Below are 22,182 nucleotides of genomic sequence, written 5' to 3' on the forward strand. Positions count from 1 at the left end.
GCGTGGGTTCAGTCCGATGTGGCCGCACCCGCGGCCTGCGCGAGAGCGATGGGCAGGCGGATTTCGGCGGCGATGGGCAGATGATCGGAGAACGCGCGGGGCAATGTCCACGTCCGCTCGAGTGCGATGTCGGTGGACGTGAGGATATGGTCGAGCGCGCGCCGCGGTTTCCAGCTGGGGAACGTGGGCGTCGGCGTCGCGGGCGGCTGGAGTGCCGTCTTCGCGAAGAGGTGGCGCATCTCCGCGCTGGTCGGCTCGGTGTTGAGGTCGCCCATCAGCACGGCGTGCGGATACGGCGCGAGCAGTTCGGCGATGAAGGCGAGCTGTCCCATCCGGGCCGCCGCGCCAAGCGACAGGTGGGCGATGACCACCACCAGCGCGTCGTCGCCCTGGCCGAAGCGCACGAAAAGGGCGCCGCGGCCCTTGATCCGGCCCGGCAGCGGGTAATCGATGACTTCCGACGGTTCCAGACGGCTGAGCAGGCCGTTGGCCGAATGCGCCACGCGTGCCATCGGCCGGTTCGGCTGATGGCTCCAGTACGGCATGCCGGCGGCCTCGGCGATGTAGCGGGTCTGGTTGAGGAAGCCGGAGCGCAGGCTTCCCGCGTCGGCCTCCTGCAGGCCGACCACGTCGAACTCGTGAAGCAGCTCGGCGAGCGAATCGAGGTTGGCGAGTTTGGCCCGGCCGGGCAGCACCGCGTTGACGCTCCGCGTGACGTAGTCGCTGTAACGCTGCACGCTCGCACCGGCGAGGATGTTGCAGCTCAGCAGCCGCAACGTGCACTGCGGCGAGGCGGGCTGGAGTTTCGGCGAGGCGCGGGTCATGGGTGTCGCATCGTTCTCGACTGGCCTTGAGGGCCAGAGGATGCCCTCCGCCGTGTGAACGGAGGGCATCGGTGGGCGAGGGCTTACTTGCCGCCCTTCAGTTCCTTGTCGACCAGGTACTTCGCGACGCCGTTGAGTTCGTCGAAGCTCTTGATCGAGTTGCTGCGGTACTTGCCGTCGACGACGATCGTGGGTGTGCCGTCGATGCCCCAGCCCTGGATGAGTTTTCCGTCGGCGAGGATGCGCTTGCGGATGCCGTCGTCCTGGGTCGCGAGCTGGATGAATTTCTGCGCGTCCACGCCGTAGTTCTGCTTGTACCAGCCAGCCAGCTCCTCGATCGTGCGCAGCGGGTAGTGGTCCATGTGGATGGCCTTGAACAGCGCCGCGTGCGCCGCCGGAGGCACCTTCAGTGCCTGCGCGGCGTAGTACGCCTGCGCGTACGGCAGCCAGGCGTCGTTGAACGCGGCCGGCACGGCATGGAACACCACGCCCTTCGGCAATTCCTTCTGCAGCTTCTCGGCGTACTCCTCGTAGTGCGCGCAATGCACGCAGCCATACGAGAACACTTCCACGACCTCGACCTTGCCGTCCTTCGGATCGAGGCGGCCCGGCGTGGTCGTGGCGACGTATTCCGTGCCTTCGGTGTACGCCGGCTTGGCGGCGGCGTCTTCGGCGGGGCGAGCGCTGCACGCGGCGGTCAGCGCGAGGCCGACGAAGAGGATGGAAAGACGCTTGAACATCGGGATCTCCTGTAGGGGTCGAAGCGCGGTCACTTGCCCGCGGCTTCCTTGCTGACGAGCCACTGGACCAGCTCGACGGACTGCGGATAACCACCGGCGCTGCCCGGCGTGAGACGGTACTTGCCGTTCACGACGATCGTCGGCGTGCTATCGACCTCGTACGCACGGATCAGTTCATCGGCCCGCTTCATCTTGGTGTTGATGGTGAACGAGTTGGCCGTGGCCACGAAGTCTTCCGCCTTGATGCCGGACTTCGCGTAGAACTTCGCCACGTCGTCGATCGTCGGCCAGCCCGACGGCGCCTTCGGCTTGCCCGTCTTCTGGTCCATGATGCCGAGCTCGCCGCTCTTGAACACGGCGTCGAACATCGCGTCGTGCGTCTGCTTGTCGACGCCCAGCGCCTGCGCGGTGAGGTAGGCGCGCTGGAGCAGGGGCCAGTTCTCGTCCGGGCGGAACGAGGCCGGCGTATAGGTCATCACCGTGCCCTTCGGCAGGCTCTTCGCCAGTTCGTCCACCACGCCGTGGTACTGGAAGCAGGCGGGGCAGCCGTACGAGAACACCTCGGTGACTTCGATCTTGCCCGGGGTGCTGGTCGGCTGCGCCGGGTCGATGCGGAAGTAGTTCTTCCCCTCCACCCACTTGCCGTCGTCGACGAACGGCTTCGGGTCCGGGCGCTTCGCGTCGTCGGCGTCGGTGGATGCCGCGGGCGTCGGCGCGGCCGCGGCCGTGCCCGTCGCCGCCGGAGCGGCGGTCGTGGCGGGTGCCGGCGTCGTCGCGGGGGCGGCGGGCGCCGCGGCCGCGGTCTGGGCCGGCGCGGGGGTGGAGCCGGCCGCTGGCGCGGCGGTGTCGCCGTTGCCGGAACCGCAGGCCGCGAGGCCGATCAGGGCCGCGCAGAGGAGGGGAAGGCGCATACGCATGGGGGGTCCTTTTCTTACCTTCTGAAACGAGAACGGGCCCGAGGGCCCGTTCGATCTTCACACTTTAACGCCATCAGGGCGTCGCGGGTGCGGCGGACGAGCCCGGCTCGTTCGTGTGCAGCCCCTCGATGAAGCTGGCGACGGCCGCCATGTCCTTGTCGCTGAGCTTCTGCGCGATCGTGATCATGATCTTCGCGTGGGGACCCGCCGCCGCTTCGTCGGCGTCGTGGAACGCCTTCAGCCGCGCCTCGACGTACGCGGCATGCTGGCTCGCGACCTGCGGGTAATGCGCGCCCGGGTTGCCGCGTCCATCGGGCCCGTGGCAGGCCATGCACGCGGGCACGCCGCGTGCCGCGTCGCCCATGCGGTAGAGGCTCTCGCCCTGCTTGACCAGCGCCTGGTCGGCGACGCCCGGCAGCGACGTCTTGCTCGCGAAATACGCGCCGATGTCGTGCATGTCCTGTTCGGACAGCGGGGCGGCGAACCCCGCCATGATCGGATTGTTGCGCTTGCCCGATTTGAAATCGGCGAGCTGCGCGGCGATGTACTGCTCGCTCTGGCCGGCGAGGCGCGGATACTGGGCGTCGGTCGAATTGCCATCCGGCCCGTGGCAGGCGCCGCAAGCCGCGGCCTTGCCCTGGCCGGCCGTGGCGTCGCCCGGCTTCAGCGCGGTGGTGGCGCCACCCGGTGCGGGCGTCGTGGCGGCATCGGCCGTCGGCATGCCCGGTGTGGCGGGATCGGTCGCGGGATTCGCGCCCGGTTTCGCGGCGGTGGCGGCCGGCGCCGGCGCGGTGGCCGGTTTGGCGGGAGCGGCGGTCTGGGCCGCGGCTGCATGCATGACGAGCAACGCGGTGATGGCAGCGACGGCGTGCCGAAACTTCATGAGTCTCTCCAAAAGGGGAACCTTCCAAGACCGGGCGCGCTCCCTGCCGCGCCGCATCCAATCGATTATGGGGGGCGTTGGAGAGCCCGGTCAAACCGTGCCGGTGCCCGGGCGGGCGGCCGAATCGCATACACTGCCGGGCCTTACGTTTCCGCTGCGCCGACGGCCTTTCCCATGTCTTCGAATCCCCTGAACGGTGCCCGCTTCGTGCTGGCCGCGAACGAAATCACCCAGCTCCCGTACGACCAGGGCGCCGAGGTGGCCTTCGCCGGCCGCTCCAACGCGGGCAAGTCGAGCGCGCTCAATGCGCTGACGGGGCACAACGGGCTCGCGCGCACGTCGAAGACGCCGGGGCGCACCCAGCTGATGGTGGTGTTCGACCTGCCGCCGCTGAAGATCGAGGGCGCGGCGCCCATCGACACGCGCCTGGTCGACCTCCCGGGATACGGTTACGCGAAAGTGCCCGAGGCCATGCGCAAGCACTGGCGCGGCGAGATCGACGCGTACCTGAAGATGCGCCGCAGCCTGCGCGGCATCGTGCTCATCGTGGACATCCGCCATGAGCTGAAGGACTTCGACCGCACGATGCTGGAGTTCTGCGCGGCGACGGAGCTCCCCTGCCACGTGCTGATGACCAAGGCCGACAAGGTCTCGCGTGGGCAGGCCTCGGCGGCGCTGGAGGCCCTCCGCAAGGATTTCCGCAAGAACGGCGTGCCCGGCACCGCGCAGATCTTTTCCTCGCCCTCGAAGATCGGTGTGGAGGAGGCGAGGGCTCGCATCGTCGAGCTGCTGCAGACGCCGCGCCCGCACGAGCTCTGAGGCGGCGTGAATCGCCGATACGATCGGCTCCCACCCCTCCGGTAGCCACCTACCGAAGGGTGGGAGCCGATCGTATCGGCGATGGCGCGCGCGAGTCGTCAGGCTTCCAGCGTGCGCATGAACACGGCGCAGAGCGCCTCCATGCCCTTGCGGTCCTCGTCGTCGAAGCGCGCGACCGACGGGCTGTCGACATCCCACACGCCGTACAGCGTGCCGTCGGCCTTGACCAGCGGCACCACGATCTCCGAGTTCGAGGCGGCGTCGCAGGCGATGTGTCCGGCGAATTCGTGGACGTCGCGCACGAGCTGCGTCTGCCGCGTCTGTGCCGCCGTACCGCACACGCCGCGGCCGATGGCGATGCGGATGCAGGCCGGCTTGCCCTGGAAGGGGCCGACGACGAGCTCGGTGCCGTCGAACAGGTAGAAGCCCGCCCAATTGAGATCCGGCACGACGTCGTAGACGAGCGCGGCGAAATTCGCCGCGTTGGCGATCGCGTTCGTCTCGCCGTGCATCAGGCCCTCGGCCTGCTGGACGAGGTCCGCGTAGAGGGCGGCCTTGTCGTCGGTGGCGATGGCCCTGGCTTCGTACATGACGGTTCCGGTGTTTCGATGGGGATGGGCCGTGTATGGTGCCACGTCCCCGTTCCCGCAAGGCCGCTCCCCGATGTCGCGACACCTCTTCGTCGCCGGTACCGATACCGGCATCGGCAAGACCCACGGCGCGCAGGCGCTGATCCACGCCCTGGGCCAGTCCGGCGCGCGCGTCGCGGGCATGAAGCCCGTCGCCAGCGGCTCCGCCCGTACCCCCGACGGGCTGCGCAACGAGGACGCGCTCGCCCTGCAGGCCGCCAGTTCGCCCGTTCCTGCCTACGCGCTGGTGAATCCCATCGCGCTGGAGGAAGCCGTCGCCCCGCACCTCGCCGCGCTCCGCGAGGGCGTGGCGATCGGCTGGCCGCCGCTCGACGACGCCTTCCGCCGGCTCGGGCGGGACTACGACCGCGTCGTCGTCGAGGGGGTGGGTGGATGGCTGGTGCCGCTGGCGGAGGGGATGTCCGCGGAGGATCTGCCCCGGCGCTGGGACCTGCCCGTGGTCCTGGTCGTCGGCATCCGCCTCGGCTGCATCAGCCATGCGCGACTCACCGCCCGCGCGATCGAGGCGGACGGCTGTCGGCTCGTCGGCTGGATCGCCAACCGCGTCGATCGCGACATGCCGCTGGCCGACGAGAACATCGCGACGCTCCGCGAATGCCTGCCCGCGCCATGCCTCGGCGTGCTGCCGCATGGGCTCGCTCCGGCCGACGCCGCGCGTCTGCTGAACATCGCGGCGCTGGCCTGACGGCCCCTTCACGCCCGCGCGAATAACTAGGAAACCATGACGACCTACTTCCTTTCCGTAAAAGACATGGCGAAGGCCAAGGGCCCGGACCCGGACCTCTCGTTCGAAGGCATCGGCCCCGAAAAGCTCGCGTCGGACATCGCCGAAGCGATGCGAAGCGACGGCCTGTTCCAGCGCTGGCGCGCCAAACAGCCCGACCCCGACGAGGTCGATCCGAGCCTCGGCGTCACGGATCCCGGCGCCACCGCGAAGGGCGAGCTGTCGAACGACCGGAACGACGTGCAGCTGACGACCAGCCTGCCGATGCGGATCGTGAAGCACCGCCTGAACCTGCTCATCGGCAGCAGCTGGGAACTGCGCGACACCAAATAAAACGCTAGAGTCGGGGCCTTTCACCCAGGGAACGCCCCCTCCATGCCGAAGGTCCGCACGCTCGTGATCGCCACTTCGATCGCCCTCACCGCCGCCTGCTCGTCCTCGAACGACACCGAGAAGACCGCCCCGGCCGCCGCCGGCACCGCGCCTGCCGCCGCCGCGACGGCCGCGTCCGCACCGGTCGCGCACGAGAACCCGTTGCTGACGGCGAGCACGCTGCCCTTCCAGGCGCCGCCGTTCGACAAGATCACCGACGGCGACTACCAGCCGGCGATCGAAGAGGGAATGAAGCAGGAGATGGCGGAGATCGACGCCATCGCCAATTCGTCCGAAGAGCCGACGTTCGAGAACACGATCGTGGCGATGGAGAAGTCGGGCGCCCTGCTCAGGCGCGCACGCGCCGCGTTCGACACCCTCTCCGGGGCGTATACGAACGACACGCTGCAGAAGGTCGAGGAGGCGGTTTCGCCGCAGCTCGCCGCCCACAGCGATGCGATTTACCTCAACGACAAGCTCTTCAAGCGCGTCGAGGCGATCCACGACAAGCGCGATTCCCTCAACCTCGATCCGGAATCGGCTCGCCTCCTGCAGGTGACCTACGACAACTTCGTCCATGCCGGCGCCAGGCTCTCGGAGGCCGACAAGGCGAAGCTGAAGGACCTCAACAAGGAAGAGTCGACGCTCAGCACGAAGTTCACGCAGCAGCTGCTCGCCGCGACCAAGGCCGGCGCGCTCGTCGTGGACGATCGCAAGGCGCTCGATGGCCTCTCGGAGAGCGATATCGAGGCCGCGAGCGCGGCGGCCAAGGAGCGCAGCCTCGACGGCAAGTTCGTCATCCCGCTGCAGAACACCACGCAGCAGCCGTCGCTGCAGTCGATGAACGACCGCGCCACGCGCGAGAAGCTGTTCAAGGCGTCGTGGGAGCGCGCCGAGCATGGCGACGCCAACGACACCCGCGAACTCGTGTCGCGCATCGCCCAGCTGCGCGCCGACCGCGCCAAGTTGCTCGGCTTCGCGAACTACGCGGCCTGGAAACTCGACGACCAGATGGCGAAGACGCCGGAGGCGGCCGAGAAGTTCATGGAGCGCCTCGTGCCCGCCGCCGTCGCGCGCGCGAAAGCCGAGTCGGCCGATATCCAGAAGGTGATCGACCAGGAGAAGGGCGGCTTCGAAGTACAGGCGTGGGACTGGGACCACTACGCCGAAAAGGTCCGCAAGGCGAAGTACGATCTCGACGAGGCGCAGGTGCGTCCGTACTTCGAGCTCGACAACGTGCTGCAGAACGGCGTGTTCTACGCGGCCAACCAGCTGTACGGCATCACGTTCAAGGAGCGCAAGGACATCCCGGTCTGGCAGCCCGACGTGCGCGTCTTCGAGGTCTTCGACAAGGACGGCAGCTCGATGGCGCTGTTCTACGCCGACTTCTTCAAGCGCGACAACAAGAACGGCGGCGCATGGATGAGCAACCTCGTCGACCAGTCGAAGCTGCTCGGCAACAAGCCCGTGGTCTACAACGTCACGAACTTCACGAAGCCCGCGTCCGGACAGCCGGCACTGCTCTCGTTCGACGACGTGACCACCATGTTCCACGAGTTCGGCCATGCGCTGCACGGCATGTTCGCGAACAGCCAGTACCCCTCGCTGTCGGGCGCGAACACGGCGCGCGACTTCGTCGAGTTCCCGTCGCAGTTCAACGAGCAGTGGGCGTCCGACCCGAAGGTGTTCGCCAACTACGCGAAGCACTACCAGACGGGCGCGGCGATGCCCGCGGAGCTGGTGGCGAAGATCAAGAAGGCCGGTACGTTCAATCAGGGCTACGCGATGAGCGAGCTCATCTCGGCCGCGTTGCTCGACATGCGCTGGCACATGCTCCCGGCGGGCGGCGCGAAGCAGGATGTCGACGCGTTCGAGGCCACCGCGCTCAAGGACGCCGGCTTCACGCTCGCGCAGGTGCCACCCCGTTACCGTTCGAGCTATTTCCAGCACATCTGGGGTAACGGCTACGCCGCCGGCTACTACGCGTACCTGTGGACGCAGATGCTCGACTCGGACGCCTTCCAGTGGTTCAAGGAACACGGCGGCCTGACGCGCGAGAACGGTCAGATCTTCCGCGACAAGATCCTCTCGCGCGGCAACACGGAAGACCTCGGCAAGCTCTATCGCGATTTCCGTGGCAAGGATCCGAGCATCGAGCCGATGCTCAAGGATCGCGGCCTGAAGTGATCCGCCGGTGCGGTGTGGAGCGCAACGCTCCACACCGCCTTCCCGCTTAGCGGGTCTCGCAGATGCCCGTCGGCTGCGATCGCAGTTCGATCCTGCCGAACTTGAGATTGCCGCCCGTCCAGTGCAGACCCTGCAGTTCAGGTCCCGTGACGCGGAAGCAGGCGCGGGTGTCGCCCTTCTTCACCTGCGTCGTGTGAACGGGCTCCATGACGCTGTTCTTCGTCTGCAGGAACGTCAGTGTGGCGTCGCTTTCGGCGGGCGCCGCGAGCGTGACCTCGACAGTGTCGCGTCGGCACCTGAAGACGAAGTGCGCGTCGTTGCCGTCGGCCTGGTCGCCGGTCAGCATCTGGAAACCGGTGGTCGGTTCGATGCCGACGAGCAGATGGCTGCTCGGCGCGATGATCGTGTCGCCGATGTCGCCACGGCCAGCCATGGAACCGAGAGGCAGCTGCGCGGGATCGACGATGGCGCACGCGTCGCCCTCATCCGCCGTCTGGATCGACACGTTGTCGACATAGGCGCCGTCCCTGAGGTTCAGCAGAATGTCGTCGACCGTGCCGTGGCCGTTGCCATGCAGGCGCATGCGCACGCGCTGCTCGGTCGCGCGATGCTCCACACCGACGACGTCCCGTCGCGTCGCATCCCGCTCCAGGACGCTCGCCAGTGCGACGTCCGTCGGTGCGCCGGGCGGCAGCACCAGGGTGAAGGAAACCATCGGCTGCGGTCGCGCGAAGTGCAGGTTCAACGAGACCGACGAGCCATCGTCTGCCGCGCCGACCGCGAGTCCGGAGGCGTATTCGTCGGGATTCGGCACGGCTTTGATGGCGGCCGTGGTGCCGTCGCGAGTGGACAGCGTGATGCCGGTGACGTTGACCACGTCGCCCGGAAGGATAGGGCCCGGCCGGGCGTCGTCGAAAGTCTGGGTCGCGGCTGCCGCGAGGCTGTGAAGGGGAAAGAGTGCGAGCGCTGCGCACGGCAGGATCGCGAGGGGGCGGGGATGTCGCATGGGGTCATTCCTCCCTGGAATGGTAGTTCGGCCTCAATGGCCGCGCGCATGATATCAGCGCGGTCTGCCATTCCCGGGAGGTGTTGCGCGAATCGCGTCCGATTCCAACGCAGAAGCGGCGTTGGCGTCAGGTCAGGGGATCAGCGAGATCTTCGATATCTGCAGCATGCCGCCCCGCCAGGCGATGCCCTGCAATTCGTAGAGCGGCTCCGCGTGGAATTCGAACGTGGTGCACAGGCTTCCCGACGCGTCGTTGCGGCTCGAGCGCGGGCGCTGGATGTTGAAGGTCTGCATTTCCTGCAGCAGGCAGTTGAGGAACGCGAGATGCACGTCGGTCGCATCGCAGAGCGTTCGCACTGTGCAGCGGATCGTGGCGAACGCATGCCGGAAGATCAGCCGGCAGTCGTTTTCGCTGCGGTAGCAACCCGTGAGCACGTTGCCCTCGTCGGTCTGCTCGATGATGGCGTCACGCTCGCCCGTCGCGATGACGAGGTGTTCGAGCGGATGGATGGTCCGCGCGGGGATGATGCCGAGCTGGTCGTCGCCGAACAGCTGCTCGACCGGTTCGGGGCCGAGATCGCGGCGACCGTGTAGCAGTTCGCGGATTTCCGGATGTTCCCAGCCGCGGCTCCGTCGCTGCATGTCCCGCGTCGTCGCGCGCCGCTGGCGCGGCAGGATCGGCGGCACCTTCGCTGGCACACGCGTCACCGGTAGTGGCGTCCTCACTGGTCATCCCTCCGTGGTGGTGGGCGCCATGTCCGTCGGCGCCGCCACAGCAAACCAACGCATGCCGTGCCACGCAATAGGCCTTAAGTTGTAGGCGTGGGGCGAGCGCCTAGCGCATCTCGATGTTGTCGATCTGGGCGCCATCGCGGAGGAGGATCACCATTTTCTCGATCGGCGCGCCGTCGGGGGTGCTCAGTCCGATGCGCTGGCGCATGTCGCTCGCACCGTGCCGCAGGCCAACCGTCCATGCGTGCTCGTTGCCCCGTCCATACGCCATGACGACGGTTTCGGCGGACGACGATGCGGAACCAGGAAGGACGATGCCAAGATCGACGCGCTTCCACGTTTGCGGGTAGTGGAAATAGATGGCGACGGTGGCGACCGGTGCGCCTTCGGGCATGCCGATCGCCATGCCCGACGCGATGTCGTCGCCATCAGCGACGGCGACGATGGCGGCCGGCTTGCCGCCCAGCGGCGTTTCGATGCGGAAGTCCGGCAGCGTGATCTGTTCACCGATGGCGATGGTCTGCGCGGTGAGGCTGTCGAAGCCTTCGATGGCCGCGGGCGAGACGCTGGGCGGGATGCCGGCGAAGGTCGTGGCGGCGAGAATGATGGGGTACATGGCGGTTCCTCCCTGGAAGCCGTGGGCATGGGACGCCGGGCCGGCACCCGCCGAAGCGGGAACCGGCCCGGCCGACGGCGTTACTCGCCGATGGTCAGCAGCGACGCGTTGCCGCCCGCCGCGGTGGTGTTGATCGTGAGCGTGCGCTCGCCGGCGAAGCGAAGCAGGTAGTGCGGACCACCGGCCTTCGGACCGGTGCCCGAGAGGCCTTCGCCGCCGAAGGGCTGCACGCCGACGACCGCGCCGATCTGGTTGCGGTTGACGTAGCAGTTGCCGACGCGCGCGCGGCTCTGGATGAACTCGATCGTATCGTCGATGCGGCTGTGGATGCCGAGCGTCAGGCCGAAGCCGGTGCCGTTGATCTGGTCGACGACCCTCTCCAGCTCCGAACCCTTCCAGCGGATCACGTGCAGCACGGGGCCGAAGATTTCGCGCGTCAGCGTGTCGAGCGACGGGATCTCGTAGGCGCGCGGCGCGAAGAACGTCCCGTGTGCGGCGGCTTCCGGCACCGGCACTTCGGCGATCTTCTTCGCCTCGCGGTCCATGCGCGCGACGTGGTCGACGAGGATCTTGCGGGCGTCTTCGTCGATCACCGGGCCCACGTCGGTCGAGAGCAGGCCGGGATCGCCGACCTTCAGTTCGGCCATGGCGCCGGCGAGCATCGAGATCACCTTGTCGGCGATGTCTTCCTGCACGAACAGGACGCGCGCGGCGGAGCAGCGCTGGCCGGCCGACTGGAACGCCGAGGCGATGACGTCCTTGACGATCTGCTCGGGCAGGGCCGAGGAGTCGGCGATCATCGCGTTCTGGCCGCCGGTTTCGGCCACCAGCGCCGCGATCGGCGCGTTGCGCGCCGCGAGCGCGCGGTTGATCGCCCAGGCGGTCTCGGTCGAGCCGGTGAAGGCCACGCCCGCGACGCGCGGATCGCGCGTCAGCGCGGCGCCGACGGTCGCGCCGTCGCCCGGCAGGTACTGGAGCACGTCCACCGGCACGCCGGCGGCGTGCAGCAGCTTCACCGCGACGTAGCCGACCAGCGAGGTCTGCTCGGCGGGCTTGGCGATCACCGAATTGCCCGCGGCGAGCGCCGCGGCGACCTGGCCGAGGAAGATCGCGAGCGGGAAGTTCCACGGGCTGATGCAGACGAAGACGCCGCGGCCGTTGAGGAACAGCTGGTTGCTCTCGCCGGTGGGGCCGGGCAGCTGTTCCGGCTGGCCGAACAGGCGGCGCGCCATGGTCGCGTAGTAGCGGAGGAAGTCGGCCGCCTCGCGGATCTCGGCGATGGCATCCGGCAGGCTCTTGCCCGCTTCGCGCACGCACAGCGCGATGAACTCGGCGCGGTTGTGCTCGAGCTGCTCGGCGGCGTGCTCGAGGATCGCGGCACGGCTGGCGGCCGGCAGGCGGTCCCAGCCCGGCTGCGCCTTCACGGCGGCGGCCAGCGCGGTCTCGACGAGCGCCTGGTCGGCGTTCTGCACGGTGCCGATGATGCGGCGGCGATCGGCCGGATCGGTGACCTCGGTCTTGCCGCCGGTGGCGGTGGCGCCCGCGACGAGCGGCACGGCGTTCCACGGACCGCTGTGGCGGTTGACGGCGTCGGCGAGCTCGTTGAGCTCGTTGTCGTTAGCGAAGTTCATGCCCATGGAGTTCTTCCGGAGTTCGCCGTAGAGATTGACCGGCAGGGGGATACGGGGGTGGGGGATCGAAGCGAAGGAACGCACGATCTCGCAGGGATCGGCGACCAGGTCGCGCACCGGCACGGACTCGTCGACCACGCGGTTCACGAAGCTGGTGTTGGCGCCGTTCTCGAGCAGGCGGCGGACCAGGTACGGCAGGAGGTCTTCGTGGCTGCCGACCGGCGCGTAGACGCGGCAGGGCACGTTGAGCTTGTCCTTGCCGATCACTTCCGCGTAGAGATCGGCGCCCATGCCGTGCAGGCGCTGGTTCTCGTAGGGCCGGCCCTGCGCGATGTGGTGGATCGCGGCGATCGTGTGCGCGTTGTGCGTGGCGAACTGCGGATACACGGCGTCGCCGCCGGCGGCGAACAGGCGGCGGGCGCATGCCAGGTACGAGACGTCGGTGTTCGGCTTGCGCGTGTACACCGGGTAGCCGGCGAGGCCGCCTTCCTGCGAGCGCTTGATCTCGGCGTCCCAGTAGGCGCCCTTGACCAGGCGCACGAACCAGCGGCGGCCGGTGGCGCGGGCCTTCTCGGTCACCCAGTCGATCACGAACGGCGCGCGCTTCTGGTACGCCTGGATCACGATGCCGAGGCCGTTCCAGCCCTCGAGCGACGGGTGCTCGAAGACGTCGCCGATGATGTCGAGCGAGAGCTCGAGGCGATCGGTTTCCTCCGCGTCGACGGACAGCGCGATGCCGTTCTTGTACGCCAGCTGCGAGAGCTCCAGCAGCTTGGCGCCCAGCTCGGCGCGCGCGCGGGCGCGGTTGGCCACTTCGTAGCGCGGATGCAGCGCCGAGAGCTTGACCGAGATCGACGGGGCTTCGAGGTTGTTCGGGAACGGACCGCGCGCGCCCAGCGCGTTGATCGCGTCGCGGTAATCCTGCTGGTAACGCTCGGCCGTCGCCTGCGTCAGCGCGGACTCGCCGAGCATGTCGTACGAGTAGCGATAGACCGCGTGCTCCTTCTCGGCGGAGCGATCGAGCGCCTCCTTGATCGTGCGACCCATCACGAACTGGTGGCCCATGATGCGCATCGCCTGGCGCACCGCGAGGCGCACCACCGGCTCGCCGGCGCGGCCGACAAGGCGGCGCAGGGCGGAACTGAAGTCGTGGCGCGTCTCCTCGGCGAGGTTCACGAGGTGACCCGTGAGCATCAGGCCCCAGGTCGACGCGTTGACGAACAGCGACTCGCTCTGGCCCAGGTGCTTCTTCCAGTCGGCGTCGCCCAGCTTGTCGCGGATCAGCTTGTCGGCCGTGGCCTTGTCCGGAATGCGCAGCAGGGCCTCCGCCACGCACATCAGCAGCACGCCTTCCTCGGACGAGAGGTCGTACTGGCGCATGAACGATTCGACGGCGCTCTGGTCCTTGGCCCGCGCGCGGACGCGCGTCACCAGACCGGCGGCCACGTCGATCACGTGCTCGCGCTCGGTCGGCGGCAGCGTCGCCTGCGCCAGCAGGTCGTTCACGGCCTCGGTTTCGTCGCGCAGCCAGGCGGCCGTGATGCGCGCACGCGCCGGCTCGACGCCGGTCGGAAGTTCGGGACGAAGAATGGTGGGGTTCACTGGGGGCGTGTGGGGGGCGGGGGAGACCGCCCATTGTAGGGTAGGTTGTGGGGGTGTGTGTGGAGCGCCTCGGGAGCGGGGATGGGGGATGGGAAGTGGGGGCGGCACAGCCGGCATGCGTATGAGGTGCGCCGGGACACCGCGCTGGCGTCGAGGCAAGCACGACGCTTCCGATCCCTCGGGCCATCGCCGGGGTCGCGCCCCCACTTCCCATCCCCCATCCCCCGACTTCCAGCTCCCCTGCGACAACGCGCCACCTTCCAACCTTGCTGCATCTTGACCAGCGCCCTATCATCCCGAAGGTTCCAGGCACGCTTAGGCTCCCATGTTCGTGCTTCGACCGACCGTCGCGGGTCACCCGCGCGTGTTGTGGCTCCGGCCCAACCGTGCGCTGGACAAGCGCGGTCTGCGTCGGACGATCATCGGCCTTGCGGCGATAGCCCTGGCGACGGCCGCGCTCGGCGCATGGCAGGGGAACGTATTCGCCCCCGTCTTCGCACTGCTCGAAGCCTTCGCCGTGGGGTTCGCGCTTGGCGCGGCCTGGCGGGCCGGCGGCAGGGGTGAACGCATCGCGATCGGGCCGGATACGCTGGAGGTACGCGCCATACCGGGACACCGGACGGTCCGTTTCCAGACGTATTGGGTACGGGTCGGGCTGAAACAGGGGGATGGGCGCCAGCGCCTGTTGCTCACGTCGCACGGCAACGAGCTCGAAATCGGCGCCTTCCTTGGGGAAGAGGAACGGGCCGAGGTGTCAAGGAAACTCATGGTGCTGCTGTCCGAGGCTGGCCAGTCGCGCAGGTAGGTTCAATAAAGGTGCAAGACACATGACATCTGGCGGCATCGGACGATCGATATCGGCGTGGGCGGCGGGCGCCCTCGCGCTGTTCGGAGGGGCGGCGTGGGCCAATCCCGAACCGAACCAGCTGAACATGACCAAGGGCGCAGCCGAGTGGTCGCCGTACGCCATGCACATGGTGGCCCTGTGGGTCTGCGTCGTGATCGGCATCGTCGTGTTCGGCGCGATGTTCATCGCCATGTTCCGCTTCCGCAAATCGCGCGGCGCCGTCGCCGAGAAGTGGTCGCACAGCACCAAGCTCGAAGTGGTGTGGACGGTCATCCCCGTCATCATCCTCATCTTCCTGGCCCACCTCGCCACGGGTGGCCTGACCTCGTTCGCCGACACCACGAATTCCGAGATGACCATCAAGGTCACCGGCTACCAGTGGAAGTGGCGCTACGACTACGTCGATTACAAGGGCAAGGGCGTCGACCAGGTCGGCTTCATCTCGAAGCTCGAAGAGACCTCCGACCGCACCCGCCAGCTGAAGTCCAACCTCGACCCGGACAAGATCAAGGTCGACGGTTACAACACCTACCTGCTGGACGTGGACAAGCCGCTCGTGCTGCCCACGAACACCAAGATCCGCTTCGTGATCGTCGGCGGCGACGTCATCCACTCCTGGTGGGTGCCCGCGCTGGGCTGGAAGATGGACGCGATCCCGGGCATCGCCAACGCGGCCTGGACGAACATCAAGGAGCCCGGCGTCTACCGCGGCCAGTGCGCCGAGCTCTGCGGCCAGGACCACGGCTTCATGCCGATCGTGGTCAAGGCCGTGCCCCGCGCCGAATTCGAACAGTGGCTGGCGACGCAGGAAGACGAGGCCAAGGTGCAGAAGGCCGCGCAGACCGCCCAGACCGTCCCCGCCCAGGCCCCCCAGGGCTAATCCGATCAAGTTAAGGTAGAGGTGCAAGGCCATGGCGCACGCAGCCACCCACGACCACCACGATCACCACGGGGCCCCGAAAGGGTTCTTCCAGCGATGGGTGATGTCCACGAACCACAAGGACATCGGCACGCTGTACCTGATCTTCTCGCTGACGATGTTCTTCATCGGCGGCGCCTTCGCGATGGTCATCCGCGCGGAGCTCTTCAAGCCGGGCATGCAGCTCGTGCAGCCGTATTTCTTCAACGAAATGACGACGATGCACGCGCTGGTGATGATCTTCGGCGCGATCATGCCGTCGTTCGTCGGCCTCGCGAACTGGATGATCCCGCTCATGGTCGGCGCGCCGGACATGGCGCTGCCGCGCATGAACAACCTGTCGTTCTGGATCATGCCGTTCGCGTTCATCCTGCTGCTCTCGACGCTGTTCATGCCGGGCGGCGGTCCCGCCGGCGGCTGGACGATGTACCCGCCGCTCTCGCTGCAGGGTGAGTCGATCGCGTACACGATCTTCGCCGTCCACCTGATGGGCATCAGCTCGATCATGGGCGCGATCAACATCATCGCCACCATCCTCAACATGCGCGCGCCGGGCATGGACCTGCTGAAGATGCCGGTGTTCGTGTGGAGCTGGCTGATCACGGCGTTCCTGCTGATCGCGGTGATGCCGGTGCTCGCCGGCGCGGTCACGATGCTGCTGACCGACAAGTACTTCCACACCAACTTCTTCAATGCCGCCGGCGGCGGCGACCCGGTGCTGTTCCAGCACATCTTCTGGTTCTTCGGGCATCCCGAGGTCTACATCATGATCCTGCCGGCGTTCGGGATCATCTCGGAGATCATCCCGACGTTCTCGCGCAAGCCGATCTTCGGGTACCGCGCGATGGTGTTCGCCATCGCCTCGATCGCCTTCCTCTCGTTCATCGTCTGGGCGCACCACATGTTCGCCGTGGGCCTGCCGATGGGCGCCGAGATCTTCTTCATGTACGCGACGATGCTCATCGCCGTGCCGACGGGCGTGAAGGTGTTCAACTGGGTGTCGACGATGTGGGGCGGCTCGATGACCTTCGAGACGCCGATGCTGTTCTCGATCGCCTTCGTCATCCTGTTCACCATCGGCGGCTTCTCGGGCCTGATGCTCGCGCTCGCGCCGGCCGACTTCCAGTACCACGACACGTATTTCGTGGTGGCGCACTTCCACTACGTGCTGGTGACCGGCGCCGCGTTCTCGATCATGGCCGCCGCGTACTACTGGCTGCCGAAGTGGTCGGGCAACATGTACAGCGAGACGTGGGGCAAGATCCATTTCTGGTCGAGCGTCATCTCGGTCAACGTGCTGTTCTTCCCGCAGCACTTCCTGGGCCTGGCGGGCATGCCGCGCCGCATCCCCGACTACAACGTCGCGTTCGCCAACTTCAACATGATCAGCTCGATCGGCGGCTTCTGGTTCGGCGCCTCGCAGCTGATCTTCCTCGGCGTCGTGATCCACTGCGTGTTCTTCTCGAAGAAGAAGGCCGCGGACCGTTCGTGGGAAGGGGCGAAGGGCCTCGAGTGGACCGTGCCATCGCCGGCCCCGTTCCACACCTTCGACGTGCCGCCGGTCATCCACGACGACGAGCTCGCCCACGGCAACACGGAACACTGATCGATGCACGGCATGACGGATACCGACATCGAGGCGCGCCGCCGGCGCGCCCGCCGCACCGCGCTGATCGCGGGCGGCTTCGCGGTCGCGGTGTTCGTCATCTCGATCCTGCAGATGCTGAAGGTCTGACCGGCTAAACCAAGCGACATCCACGGGAAACCACCATGGGTCACCAGCAACACGACGTCTACTTCGTACCGAGCAAGAGCTACTGGCCGATCGTGGCCGCCGTCTCCATGTTCGTCACCGTCTTCGGTGCCGCGCACTGGCTGAACGCCGAGCCGGGCCAGACCGGGTTCGGCAAGCCGCTGTTCTGGGTCGGCATCGCCATGATCCTGGGCATGTTCTTCGGGTGGTTCCGCTCGGTGATCAACGAATCGCTGGCCGGCAACTACAACGGCCAGGTCGACCGCTCGTTCCGCATGGGGATGATGTGGTTCATCTTCTCCGAGGTCATGTTCTTCGGCGCGTTCTTCGGCGCGCTGTTCTACGCCCGCCTGTTCGCGGTGCCCTGGCTCGGCGGCGAAGGCCACGGCGTGCTGACCCACCAGTTCATCTGGGAAGGCTACAACGCCGCGTGGGGCGCCTCCGGTGGCGGCGGTCCCGAGAAGATCGGCGGCGCGTTCCAGACGATCCCGGCGTGGGGCCTGCCGCTGCTGAACACGCTGATCCTGCTCTCGTCCGGCGTCACGATCACCATCGCGCACCACGCGCTGAAGGCCGGCCACCGCACGACGCTGCTCGTCGGCCTGGGCGCCACCGTGCTGCTGGGCTGCCTGTTCCTGTGGTTCCAGGCGCACGAGTACGCCGAAGCGTACGAGCACTTCAACCTCACGCTCGGCAGCGGCGTCTACGGCGCCACGTTCTTCATGCTCACCGGCTTCCACGGCATGCACGTGACGCTCGGCACGATCATGCTGGCGATCATCTGGGTGCGCTGCGCGAAGGGCCACTTCTCGAAGGACGACCACTTCGGCTTCGAGGCCGTCGCCTGGTACTGGCACTTCGTCGACGTGGTCTGGCTGGCGCTATTCCTCTTCGTCTACGTGCTCTGATCCAGAAAAAGCCGCCGAAAGGCGGCTTTTTCATTTTCCCCGCACCCCACCGGCACCAAATGCCGCACCGCGCCTTGGCCCCCCGGCCGGGCGCGCTAGAATTGGCCGACCCCGTGGGGGTGCAGCCAACCCATGAAGATGCCCAGCGCCACCATGGCGATGAGCAGCAACGACAGGCCGATGCGACGGGTGAGCGCCCAGACGGTGCGCTTGCTCTGGCCCTTGTCGGTCATCATGAAGAACAGGGCCTGGCCGAGGTTGAACAGCACCACCAGCAGCAGGATCACCAGCGCGTATTTATAGATGGTTTCCACGTGACCCTTCCGCCCCATTGCGACAATCCGAGTATAGCGGTGGCGACGCGGGGTCTTGCATGACCTTTCTGCGCCGTCCGACGTGGTTCGCTGTCGCACTCACGGTGGCCGGTGTGCTCGTTTTCGTGCGCCTGGGCGTGTGGCAGCTCGATCGGGCCGGCGAAAAGGACGAGCTCCTGCGGCGCTTCGCCGCATCCGCCGCGGCGGGCGTCGAGGAATTCGGGATGATCGCGGACGCGCCGCCGGAGGATCGCTATCCGCGGCTCGACGTGCGCGGCAGGTTCGTGCCGGGCCACTACTACGTGCTCGACGACCAGACGCATGCAGGACAGGTGGGCGTGCACGTCTATGCGCCGTTCTCGCCCGAGGGGCGCGATCCGTACCTCCTCGTCGATCTCGGCTTCCTGCCGAAGGAGCAGGGCGCCAACCCGAAACTGCCGCCGTTGCCCGCCGGGCCGACGCACGTCCACGGGCTCTACGCGCCCACGCCGGGCGTCGGCATACGCATGGGCGGCAATCCGCTGCCGGGTCAGACGGGCGCGGAGAAGACCATGGTCTACGTCGATCTTGGCGAGATCGGGGCGGACCTCGGGCACTCGCTGTATCCTCGCGTGCTGCTGCTCGATCCCGATCCTGCGACGCTGTACGCGCGCGACTGGACACCGGGCTTCATGCCACCGGCGCGGCATCGCGCCTATGCCTTCCAATGGTTCACCTTCGCGCTGGCCGCGGTGGTGATCTTCGTCCTCCTGCATCGCAAGCGTCGCTAGGCCGCGTTCACGACCCATGACCGATCCGATCGCCTCTCCTGAAAAAGCACGTGCCGGCCGCCTGAAGCTGGTGCTGATCATGCTCGTGTTCCTCGCGCCGATCGTCGCCGCCGGCCTGCTCACGCTGTCCGGCTGGCAGCCGCAGGGCATGGGCAACGGGCAGCCGATCGTGCCGCAGCGCAGCCTCGCCGACGTGCGTGTCGACGTCGACGGTGCGCCCTGGGCATGGCGTGACAGCGAGCCGCGCCTCACGCTCGTCGCGCTGCCCGGGCCTGGCTGCGCGGCGCGGTGCCTCCAGACGCTCGCGCTCATGCGCAACGCGCGCATCGTACTCAACCGCAACGCCGACCGGCTGCGCCTGCTGTACATCGGCGCCGCGCCGGAAGGCGCCGATGCCTCGTCGGTGATGCGCGATTACGCCGTCGGCACCGATCCGTCGAACGCGTTCGATGCGTTCCGGCCGACGGAGCCGGACAGCGTCGCCGCCGTCCTCGTCGAATCCAACGCCACGGCGCTCGCCTGGTATCCGGCCGGTTTCGATCCGAACGGCCTGCGCAAGGACCTGCAGAAGGTGATCCGCTGATGTCGCCCCGTGCCGTGAAGACGCTGCGCACCCTTGCGCTGCTTGCCGCGCTGTTCGCCTTCTGCGTCGTGATGTTCGGCGCCTTCGTGCGCCTGTCCAACGCCGGTCTTTCATGCCCCGACTGGCCGACCTGCTACGGCAAGGCCACGTGGCCCGGCCATGCGCAGGACATCGCGCGCGCGAACGAGGCGTTTCCCGATCGCCCGTACGAAACGCACAAGGCGTGGCGTGAGCAGGTGCATCGTTTCCTCGCCGGTAGCCTCGGCGTGATGGTGCTGGCCATCGCCGTGATCGCCGCGTGGCGACGTCGCTTCGCGACGGTCGCGGTCGTGGTGGCCGCCATCTTCGCGGCGGTGGGTGTCGTGATGTACATGCGTGGCGAACACGTCGTTTCGTCGTTCCTGTCCGCACTTGCGATCGCGCTGCCGCTGGTCGCCGCCGCCACGCTCGACCGGCCCGACGCATGGAAGGTCGGCGTCGCGGCGCTCGCCGTGATCATCTTCCAGGCGATGCTCGGCATGTGGACGGTGACGCTGCTGCTCAAGCCGATCGTCGTCATGGGGCACCTCCTCGGCGGTCTCGCCACCTTCGCGCTGCTCGCCTGGGCCGCGCTGCGCTGGTGGCGCGTCGGCTCGTCCGATGACCGCTACGCCGCGCTCCGGGCGCCGGTGGCGATCGGCATCGTGGTGCTCGTCTGCCAGATCGCGCTCGGTGGCTGGACCAGCTCGAACTACGCCGCGCTGGCCTGCGGCACCGATTTTCCGAAGTGCCTGGGCCAGTGGTGGCCGCAGACCGATTTCCCGCAGGCGTTCGTGCTCTGGCGAGGCATCGGTGTGAACTACGAAGGTGGCGTGCTCGACATGGCCGCACGCAGCGCCATCCAGATCGCGCATCGCATCGGCGCGCTCGTCACGTTCTGCTACCTCGCGTGGCTTTCGCACCGCCTCGCCCGTCATGGGCTGCGCAAGGTCGGCATCGCGGTCGCCGTGGTCCTCGTGGCGCAGGTGTTGCTCGGCATCGGCAACGTCCACCTCGGCCTGCCGCTGCCCGTCGCGACGGCGCACAATGGCGTCGCCGCGCTCCTGCTCTTCACCCTGCTGGTGGCCCTGGCGAACACGCAGCGCCTGCCCGCGTCGGAGTCCCCGTGAGCGCCCTCGGTCAATACCTCGAACTGACGAAGCCGCGCGTCGTCGCGCTGCTCGTCTTCTGCGCCGTCATCGGCATGTTCCTCGCCGTGGATCCGAACGGCCAGCGCGTCCTGCCGACGTGGCACGCCGTCGTCTTCGGCACGCTGGGCATCTGGCTCGCGTCCGCGTCCGCCGCCGCGTTCAACCACCTGATCGACCAGCGCATCGACAAGGTCATGGCGCGCACCTCGCACCGGCCGCTCGCCACGGGGCAGCTGACCTCGTTGCAGGTGTTCGTCTTCGCGCTGTCGCTGGGCATCGTCTCGATGCTCGTGCTCGTGTTCCTCGTGAACATGCTCACCGCGGTGCTGACGTTCTGCTCGCTCATCGGCTACGCGGTGATCTACACCGCGTACCTGAAGCGCGCGACGCCACAGAACATCGTGATCGGCGGCATCGCCGGCGCCGCGCCGCCGATGCTCGGCTGGACCGCGGTCACCGACTCGCTGCATCCGTACGCGTTGCAGCTGCTGCTGATCATCTTCGTGTGGACCCCGCCGCACTTCTGGGCACTGGCGATCTTCCGCGTCGACGACTATTCCCGCGCGCAGGTGCCGATGCTTCCGGTGACGCATGGCGTGACCTACACCCGCTGGCACATCCTTTTCTATACGATCCTGCTCTTCGTCGTGACGCTGCTGCCGTTCTTCACGGGCATGAGCGGCCTGATCTACCTGTTCGGCGCGGTGGTGCTCGGCGCGGGCTTCCTCTGGTACGCGATCCGCCTGCTCAATCCGCCCGACGAACTCTTCGCGATGAAGACGTTCAACTACTCGATCGTCTACCTGATGGTGCTGTTCGCCTTCCTGCTCGCCGACCACTGGCTCGTCGACCCGGTCATCCAGACGGGCCTGCATTTCGACCCGGTGGCCTGATACCCCCGTATCCAGCTGTGTGTGGGAGCGGCCCCGGCCGCGACGGCTTCTCGCCCCGGTCATCAGGCTTGCGCGCCAGCTCGCAGGTTCGGCCTCAAAGGCTGTCGCGGCCAGGTCCGCTCCCACACCCGGCCGCGACGGCTTCTCGCCCCGGTCATCGGGCCCGCGCGCCAGCTCGCAGCTTCGGCCTCAAGAGCTGTCGCGGCCAGGGCCGCTCCCACACCCGGCCGCCACTGTGGGAGCGGCCCCGGCCGCGACAGCTTCTCGCCCCGGTCATCAGGCTTGCGCGCCAGCTCGCAGGTTCGGCCTCAAGGGCTGTCGCG

The 22,182-nt window shown here is 67.7% G+C and carries 22 protein-coding genes; 12 read left to right on the top strand and 10 right to left on the bottom strand.

Annotation, left to right across the window (positions count from 1 at the left end):
- Nucleotides 1-8: 8 nt before the first annotated feature.
- The 4 genes from BMW54_RS11640 to BMW54_RS11655 all read right to left on the bottom strand — a co-directional run bounded on the left by BMW54_RS11640 (nucleotide 9) and on the right by BMW54_RS11655 (nucleotide 3,364).
- A complete protein-coding gene (locus BMW54_RS11640; RefSeq protein ID WP_090056092.1) occupies nucleotides 9-824 on the bottom strand; it encodes an endonuclease/exonuclease/phosphatase family protein in 816 nt (271 codons plus the stop codon).
- Nucleotides 825-907: 83 nt separating this feature from the next.
- On the bottom strand, nucleotides 908-1,564 hold the full coding sequence (locus BMW54_RS11645; protein WP_090056095.1) for a thiol:disulfide interchange protein DsbA/DsbL: 657 nt from the start codon (nucleotides 1,562-1,564) through the stop codon (nucleotides 908-910).
- Nucleotides 1,565-1,593: 29 nt separating this feature from the next.
- The gene (locus tag BMW54_RS11650; protein WP_090056098.1) at nucleotides 1,594-2,481 is read right to left on the bottom strand and encodes a thiol:disulfide interchange protein DsbA/DsbL; all 888 of its coding nucleotides are present in this window, start codon (nucleotides 2,479-2,481) and stop codon (nucleotides 1,594-1,596) included.
- Between the two features lie 73 nt (nucleotides 2,482-2,554).
- Complete coding sequence (locus BMW54_RS11655; protein ID WP_090056099.1) at nucleotides 2,555-3,364, bottom strand: c-type cytochrome; 810 nt, start codon at nucleotides 3,362-3,364, stop codon at nucleotides 2,555-2,557.
- 174 nt (nucleotides 3,365-3,538) lie between these two features.
- Here BMW54_RS11655 and yihA point away from each other — a divergent pair, with 174 nt between their 5' ends.
- A complete protein-coding gene (yihA, locus tag BMW54_RS11660) occupies nucleotides 3,539-4,183 on the top strand; it encodes a ribosome biogenesis GTP-binding protein YihA/YsxC (RefSeq protein WP_090056102.1) in 645 nt (214 codons plus the stop codon).
- A 98-nt stretch (nucleotides 4,184-4,281) separates the two neighbouring features.
- Here the strand turns inward: yihA and BMW54_RS11665 are convergent, their stop codons facing one another.
- Complete coding sequence (locus BMW54_RS11665; RefSeq protein ID WP_090056104.1) at nucleotides 4,282-4,773, bottom strand: GAF domain-containing protein; 492 nt, start codon at nucleotides 4,771-4,773, stop codon at nucleotides 4,282-4,284.
- Nucleotides 4,774-4,846: 73 nt separating this feature from the next.
- Here BMW54_RS11665 and bioD point away from each other — a divergent pair, with 73 nt between their 5' ends.
- From bioD to dcp, 3 genes are read left to right on the top strand one after another with little or no spacing between them, the layout of a single operon-like run.
- Complete coding sequence (bioD, locus tag BMW54_RS11670; protein WP_090056107.1) at nucleotides 4,847-5,518, top strand: dethiobiotin synthase; 672 nt, start codon at nucleotides 4,847-4,849, stop codon at nucleotides 5,516-5,518.
- Between the two features lie 36 nt (nucleotides 5,519-5,554).
- A complete protein-coding gene (locus BMW54_RS11675; RefSeq protein WP_090056109.1) occupies nucleotides 5,555-5,890 on the top strand; it encodes a hypothetical protein in 336 nt (111 codons plus the stop codon).
- 42 nt (nucleotides 5,891-5,932) lie between these two features.
- Nucleotides 5,933-8,116, top strand: a complete 2,184-nt coding sequence (gene dcp / locus BMW54_RS11680) for a peptidyl-dipeptidase Dcp (protein ID WP_090056111.1) — start codon at nucleotides 5,933-5,935, stop codon at nucleotides 8,114-8,116.
- A gap of 46 nt (nucleotides 8,117-8,162) precedes the next feature.
- Here the strand turns inward: dcp and BMW54_RS11685 are convergent, their stop codons facing one another.
- The 4 genes from BMW54_RS11685 to putA all read right to left on the bottom strand — a co-directional run bounded on the left by BMW54_RS11685 (nucleotide 8,163) and on the right by putA (nucleotide 13,703).
- Nucleotides 8,163-9,122, bottom strand: a complete 960-nt coding sequence (locus tag BMW54_RS11685) for a hypothetical protein (RefSeq protein WP_090056113.1) — start codon at nucleotides 9,120-9,122, stop codon at nucleotides 8,163-8,165.
- 132 nt (nucleotides 9,123-9,254) lie between these two features.
- A complete protein-coding gene (locus BMW54_RS11690) occupies nucleotides 9,255-9,830 on the bottom strand; it encodes a hypothetical protein (protein WP_090056115.1) in 576 nt (191 codons plus the stop codon).
- Nucleotides 9,831-9,957: 127 nt separating this feature from the next.
- Nucleotides 9,958-10,470 (bottom strand): hypothetical protein, encoded by a 513-nt coding sequence (locus tag BMW54_RS11695; RefSeq protein ID WP_090056117.1) that lies wholly within the window; start codon nucleotides 10,468-10,470, stop codon nucleotides 9,958-9,960.
- An 80-nt stretch (nucleotides 10,471-10,550) separates the two neighbouring features.
- Complete coding sequence (gene putA / locus BMW54_RS11700; RefSeq protein ID WP_254779306.1) at nucleotides 10,551-13,703, bottom strand: bifunctional proline dehydrogenase/L-glutamate gamma-semialdehyde dehydrogenase PutA; 3,153 nt, start codon at nucleotides 13,701-13,703, stop codon at nucleotides 10,551-10,553.
- A gap of 325 nt (nucleotides 13,704-14,028) precedes the next feature.
- Between putA and BMW54_RS11705 the strand changes: the two genes are divergently transcribed.
- The 4 genes from BMW54_RS11705 to BMW54_RS11720 all read left to right on the top strand — a co-directional run bounded on the left by BMW54_RS11705 (nucleotide 14,029) and on the right by BMW54_RS11720 (nucleotide 18,130).
- Nucleotides 14,029-14,508 (top strand): DUF2244 domain-containing protein, encoded by a 480-nt coding sequence (locus BMW54_RS11705; RefSeq protein ID WP_175472843.1) that lies wholly within the window; start codon nucleotides 14,029-14,031, stop codon nucleotides 14,506-14,508.
- Between the two features lie 22 nt (nucleotides 14,509-14,530).
- Complete coding sequence (gene coxB, locus BMW54_RS11710) at nucleotides 14,531-15,430, top strand: cytochrome c oxidase subunit II (protein WP_090056121.1); 900 nt, start codon at nucleotides 14,531-14,533, stop codon at nucleotides 15,428-15,430.
- A gap of 31 nt (nucleotides 15,431-15,461) precedes the next feature.
- Nucleotides 15,462-17,075 (top strand): cytochrome c oxidase subunit I, encoded by a 1,614-nt coding sequence (ctaD, locus tag BMW54_RS11715; RefSeq protein ID WP_090056123.1) that lies wholly within the window; start codon nucleotides 15,462-15,464, stop codon nucleotides 17,073-17,075.
- 164 nt (nucleotides 17,076-17,239) lie between these two features.
- Nucleotides 17,240-18,130, top strand: a complete 891-nt coding sequence (locus BMW54_RS11720) for a cytochrome c oxidase subunit 3 (RefSeq protein ID WP_090056125.1) — start codon at nucleotides 17,240-17,242, stop codon at nucleotides 18,128-18,130.
- A 95-nt stretch (nucleotides 18,131-18,225) separates the two neighbouring features.
- Here BMW54_RS11720 and BMW54_RS11725 read toward each other — a convergent pair whose 3' ends face one another.
- Complete coding sequence (locus BMW54_RS11725; RefSeq protein ID WP_175472844.1) at nucleotides 18,226-18,462, bottom strand: twin transmembrane helix small protein; 237 nt, start codon at nucleotides 18,460-18,462, stop codon at nucleotides 18,226-18,228.
- Nucleotides 18,463-18,503: 41 nt separating this feature from the next.
- Between BMW54_RS11725 and BMW54_RS11730 the strand changes: the two genes are divergently transcribed.
- Genes BMW54_RS11730 through cyoE form a run of 4 tightly spaced genes read left to right on the top strand, consistent with a single transcriptional unit; the run spans nucleotide 18,504 to nucleotide 21,859 of the window.
- Nucleotides 18,504-19,214, top strand: a complete 711-nt coding sequence (locus BMW54_RS11730; protein ID WP_090056127.1) for an SURF1 family protein — start codon at nucleotides 18,504-18,506, stop codon at nucleotides 19,212-19,214.
- A gap of 16 nt (nucleotides 19,215-19,230) precedes the next feature.
- Entirely contained in the window at nucleotides 19,231-19,797 is a 567-nt protein-coding gene (locus BMW54_RS11735; protein ID WP_090056129.1) for a hypothetical protein, read from the top strand.
- Entirely contained in the window at nucleotides 19,797-20,945 is a 1,149-nt protein-coding gene (locus BMW54_RS11740; RefSeq protein WP_090056130.1) for a COX15/CtaA family protein, read from the top strand. The genes BMW54_RS11735 and BMW54_RS11740 overlap by 1 nt, the downstream gene beginning before the upstream one ends.
- The gene (cyoE, locus tag BMW54_RS11745; RefSeq protein WP_090056132.1) at nucleotides 20,942-21,859 is read left to right on the top strand and encodes a heme o synthase; all 918 of its coding nucleotides are present in this window, start codon (nucleotides 20,942-20,944) and stop codon (nucleotides 21,857-21,859) included. The genes BMW54_RS11740 and cyoE overlap by 4 nt, the downstream gene beginning before the upstream one ends.
- The last annotated feature ends 323 nt before the right edge of the window (nucleotides 21,860-22,182 follow it).

Source organism: Luteibacter sp. 329MFSha (assembly GCF_900111665.1).
In the GTDB taxonomy this organism is placed as follows: Bacteria; Pseudomonadota; Gammaproteobacteria; order Xanthomonadales; family Rhodanobacteraceae; genus Luteibacter.

What these genes read in the sequence shown, in the direction of transcription:
- BMW54_RS11640 (WP_090056092.1), bottom strand. Translation starts at nt 824, where the DNA reads ATGACCCGCGCCTCGCCGAAACTCCAGCCCGCCTCGCCGCAGTGCACG.
- BMW54_RS11645 (WP_090056095.1), bottom strand. Translation starts at nt 1,564, where the DNA reads ATGTTCAAGCGTCTTTCCATCCTCTTCGTCGGCCTCGCGCTGACCGCC.
- BMW54_RS11650 (WP_090056098.1), bottom strand. Translation starts at nt 2,481, where the DNA reads ATGCGTATGCGCCTTCCCCTCCTCTGCGCGGCCCTGATCGGCCTCGCG.
- BMW54_RS11655 (WP_090056099.1), bottom strand. Translation starts at nt 3,364, where the DNA reads ATGAAGTTTCGGCACGCCGTCGCTGCCATCACCGCGTTGCTCGTCATG.
- yihA (WP_090056102.1), top strand. Translation starts at nt 3,539, where the DNA reads ATGTCTTCGAATCCCCTGAACGGTGCCCGCTTCGTGCTGGCCGCGAAC.
- BMW54_RS11665 (WP_090056104.1), bottom strand. Translation starts at nt 4,773, where the DNA reads ATGTACGAAGCCAGGGCCATCGCCACCGACGACAAGGCCGCCCTCTAC.
- bioD (WP_090056107.1), top strand. Translation starts at nt 4,847, where the DNA reads ATGTCGCGACACCTCTTCGTCGCCGGTACCGATACCGGCATCGGCAAG.
- BMW54_RS11675 (WP_090056109.1), top strand. Translation starts at nt 5,555, where the DNA reads ATGACGACCTACTTCCTTTCCGTAAAAGACATGGCGAAGGCCAAGGGC.
- dcp (WP_090056111.1), top strand. Translation starts at nt 5,933, where the DNA reads ATGCCGAAGGTCCGCACGCTCGTGATCGCCACTTCGATCGCCCTCACC.
- BMW54_RS11685 (WP_090056113.1), bottom strand. Translation starts at nt 9,122, where the DNA reads ATGCGACATCCCCGCCCCCTCGCGATCCTGCCGTGCGCAGCGCTCGCA.
- BMW54_RS11695 (WP_090056117.1), bottom strand. Translation starts at nt 10,470, where the DNA reads ATGTACCCCATCATTCTCGCCGCCACGACCTTCGCCGGCATCCCGCCC.
- BMW54_RS11705 (WP_175472843.1), top strand. Translation starts at nt 14,029, where the DNA reads ATGTTCGTGCTTCGACCGACCGTCGCGGGTCACCCGCGCGTGTTGTGG.
- coxB (WP_090056121.1), top strand. Translation starts at nt 14,531, where the DNA reads ATGACATCTGGCGGCATCGGACGATCGATATCGGCGTGGGCGGCGGGC.
- ctaD (WP_090056123.1), top strand. Translation starts at nt 15,462, where the DNA reads ATGGCGCACGCAGCCACCCACGACCACCACGATCACCACGGGGCCCCG.
- BMW54_RS11720 (WP_090056125.1), top strand. Translation starts at nt 17,240, where the DNA reads ATGGGTCACCAGCAACACGACGTCTACTTCGTACCGAGCAAGAGCTAC.
- BMW54_RS11725 (WP_175472844.1), bottom strand. Translation starts at nt 18,462, where the DNA reads ATGGGGCGGAAGGGTCACGTGGAAACCATCTATAAATACGCGCTGGTG.
- BMW54_RS11730 (WP_090056127.1), top strand. Translation starts at nt 18,504, where the DNA reads ATGACCTTTCTGCGCCGTCCGACGTGGTTCGCTGTCGCACTCACGGTG.
- BMW54_RS11735 (WP_090056129.1), top strand. Translation starts at nt 19,231, where the DNA reads ATGACCGATCCGATCGCCTCTCCTGAAAAAGCACGTGCCGGCCGCCTG.
- BMW54_RS11740 (WP_090056130.1), top strand. Translation starts at nt 19,797, where the DNA reads ATGTCGCCCCGTGCCGTGAAGACGCTGCGCACCCTTGCGCTGCTTGCC.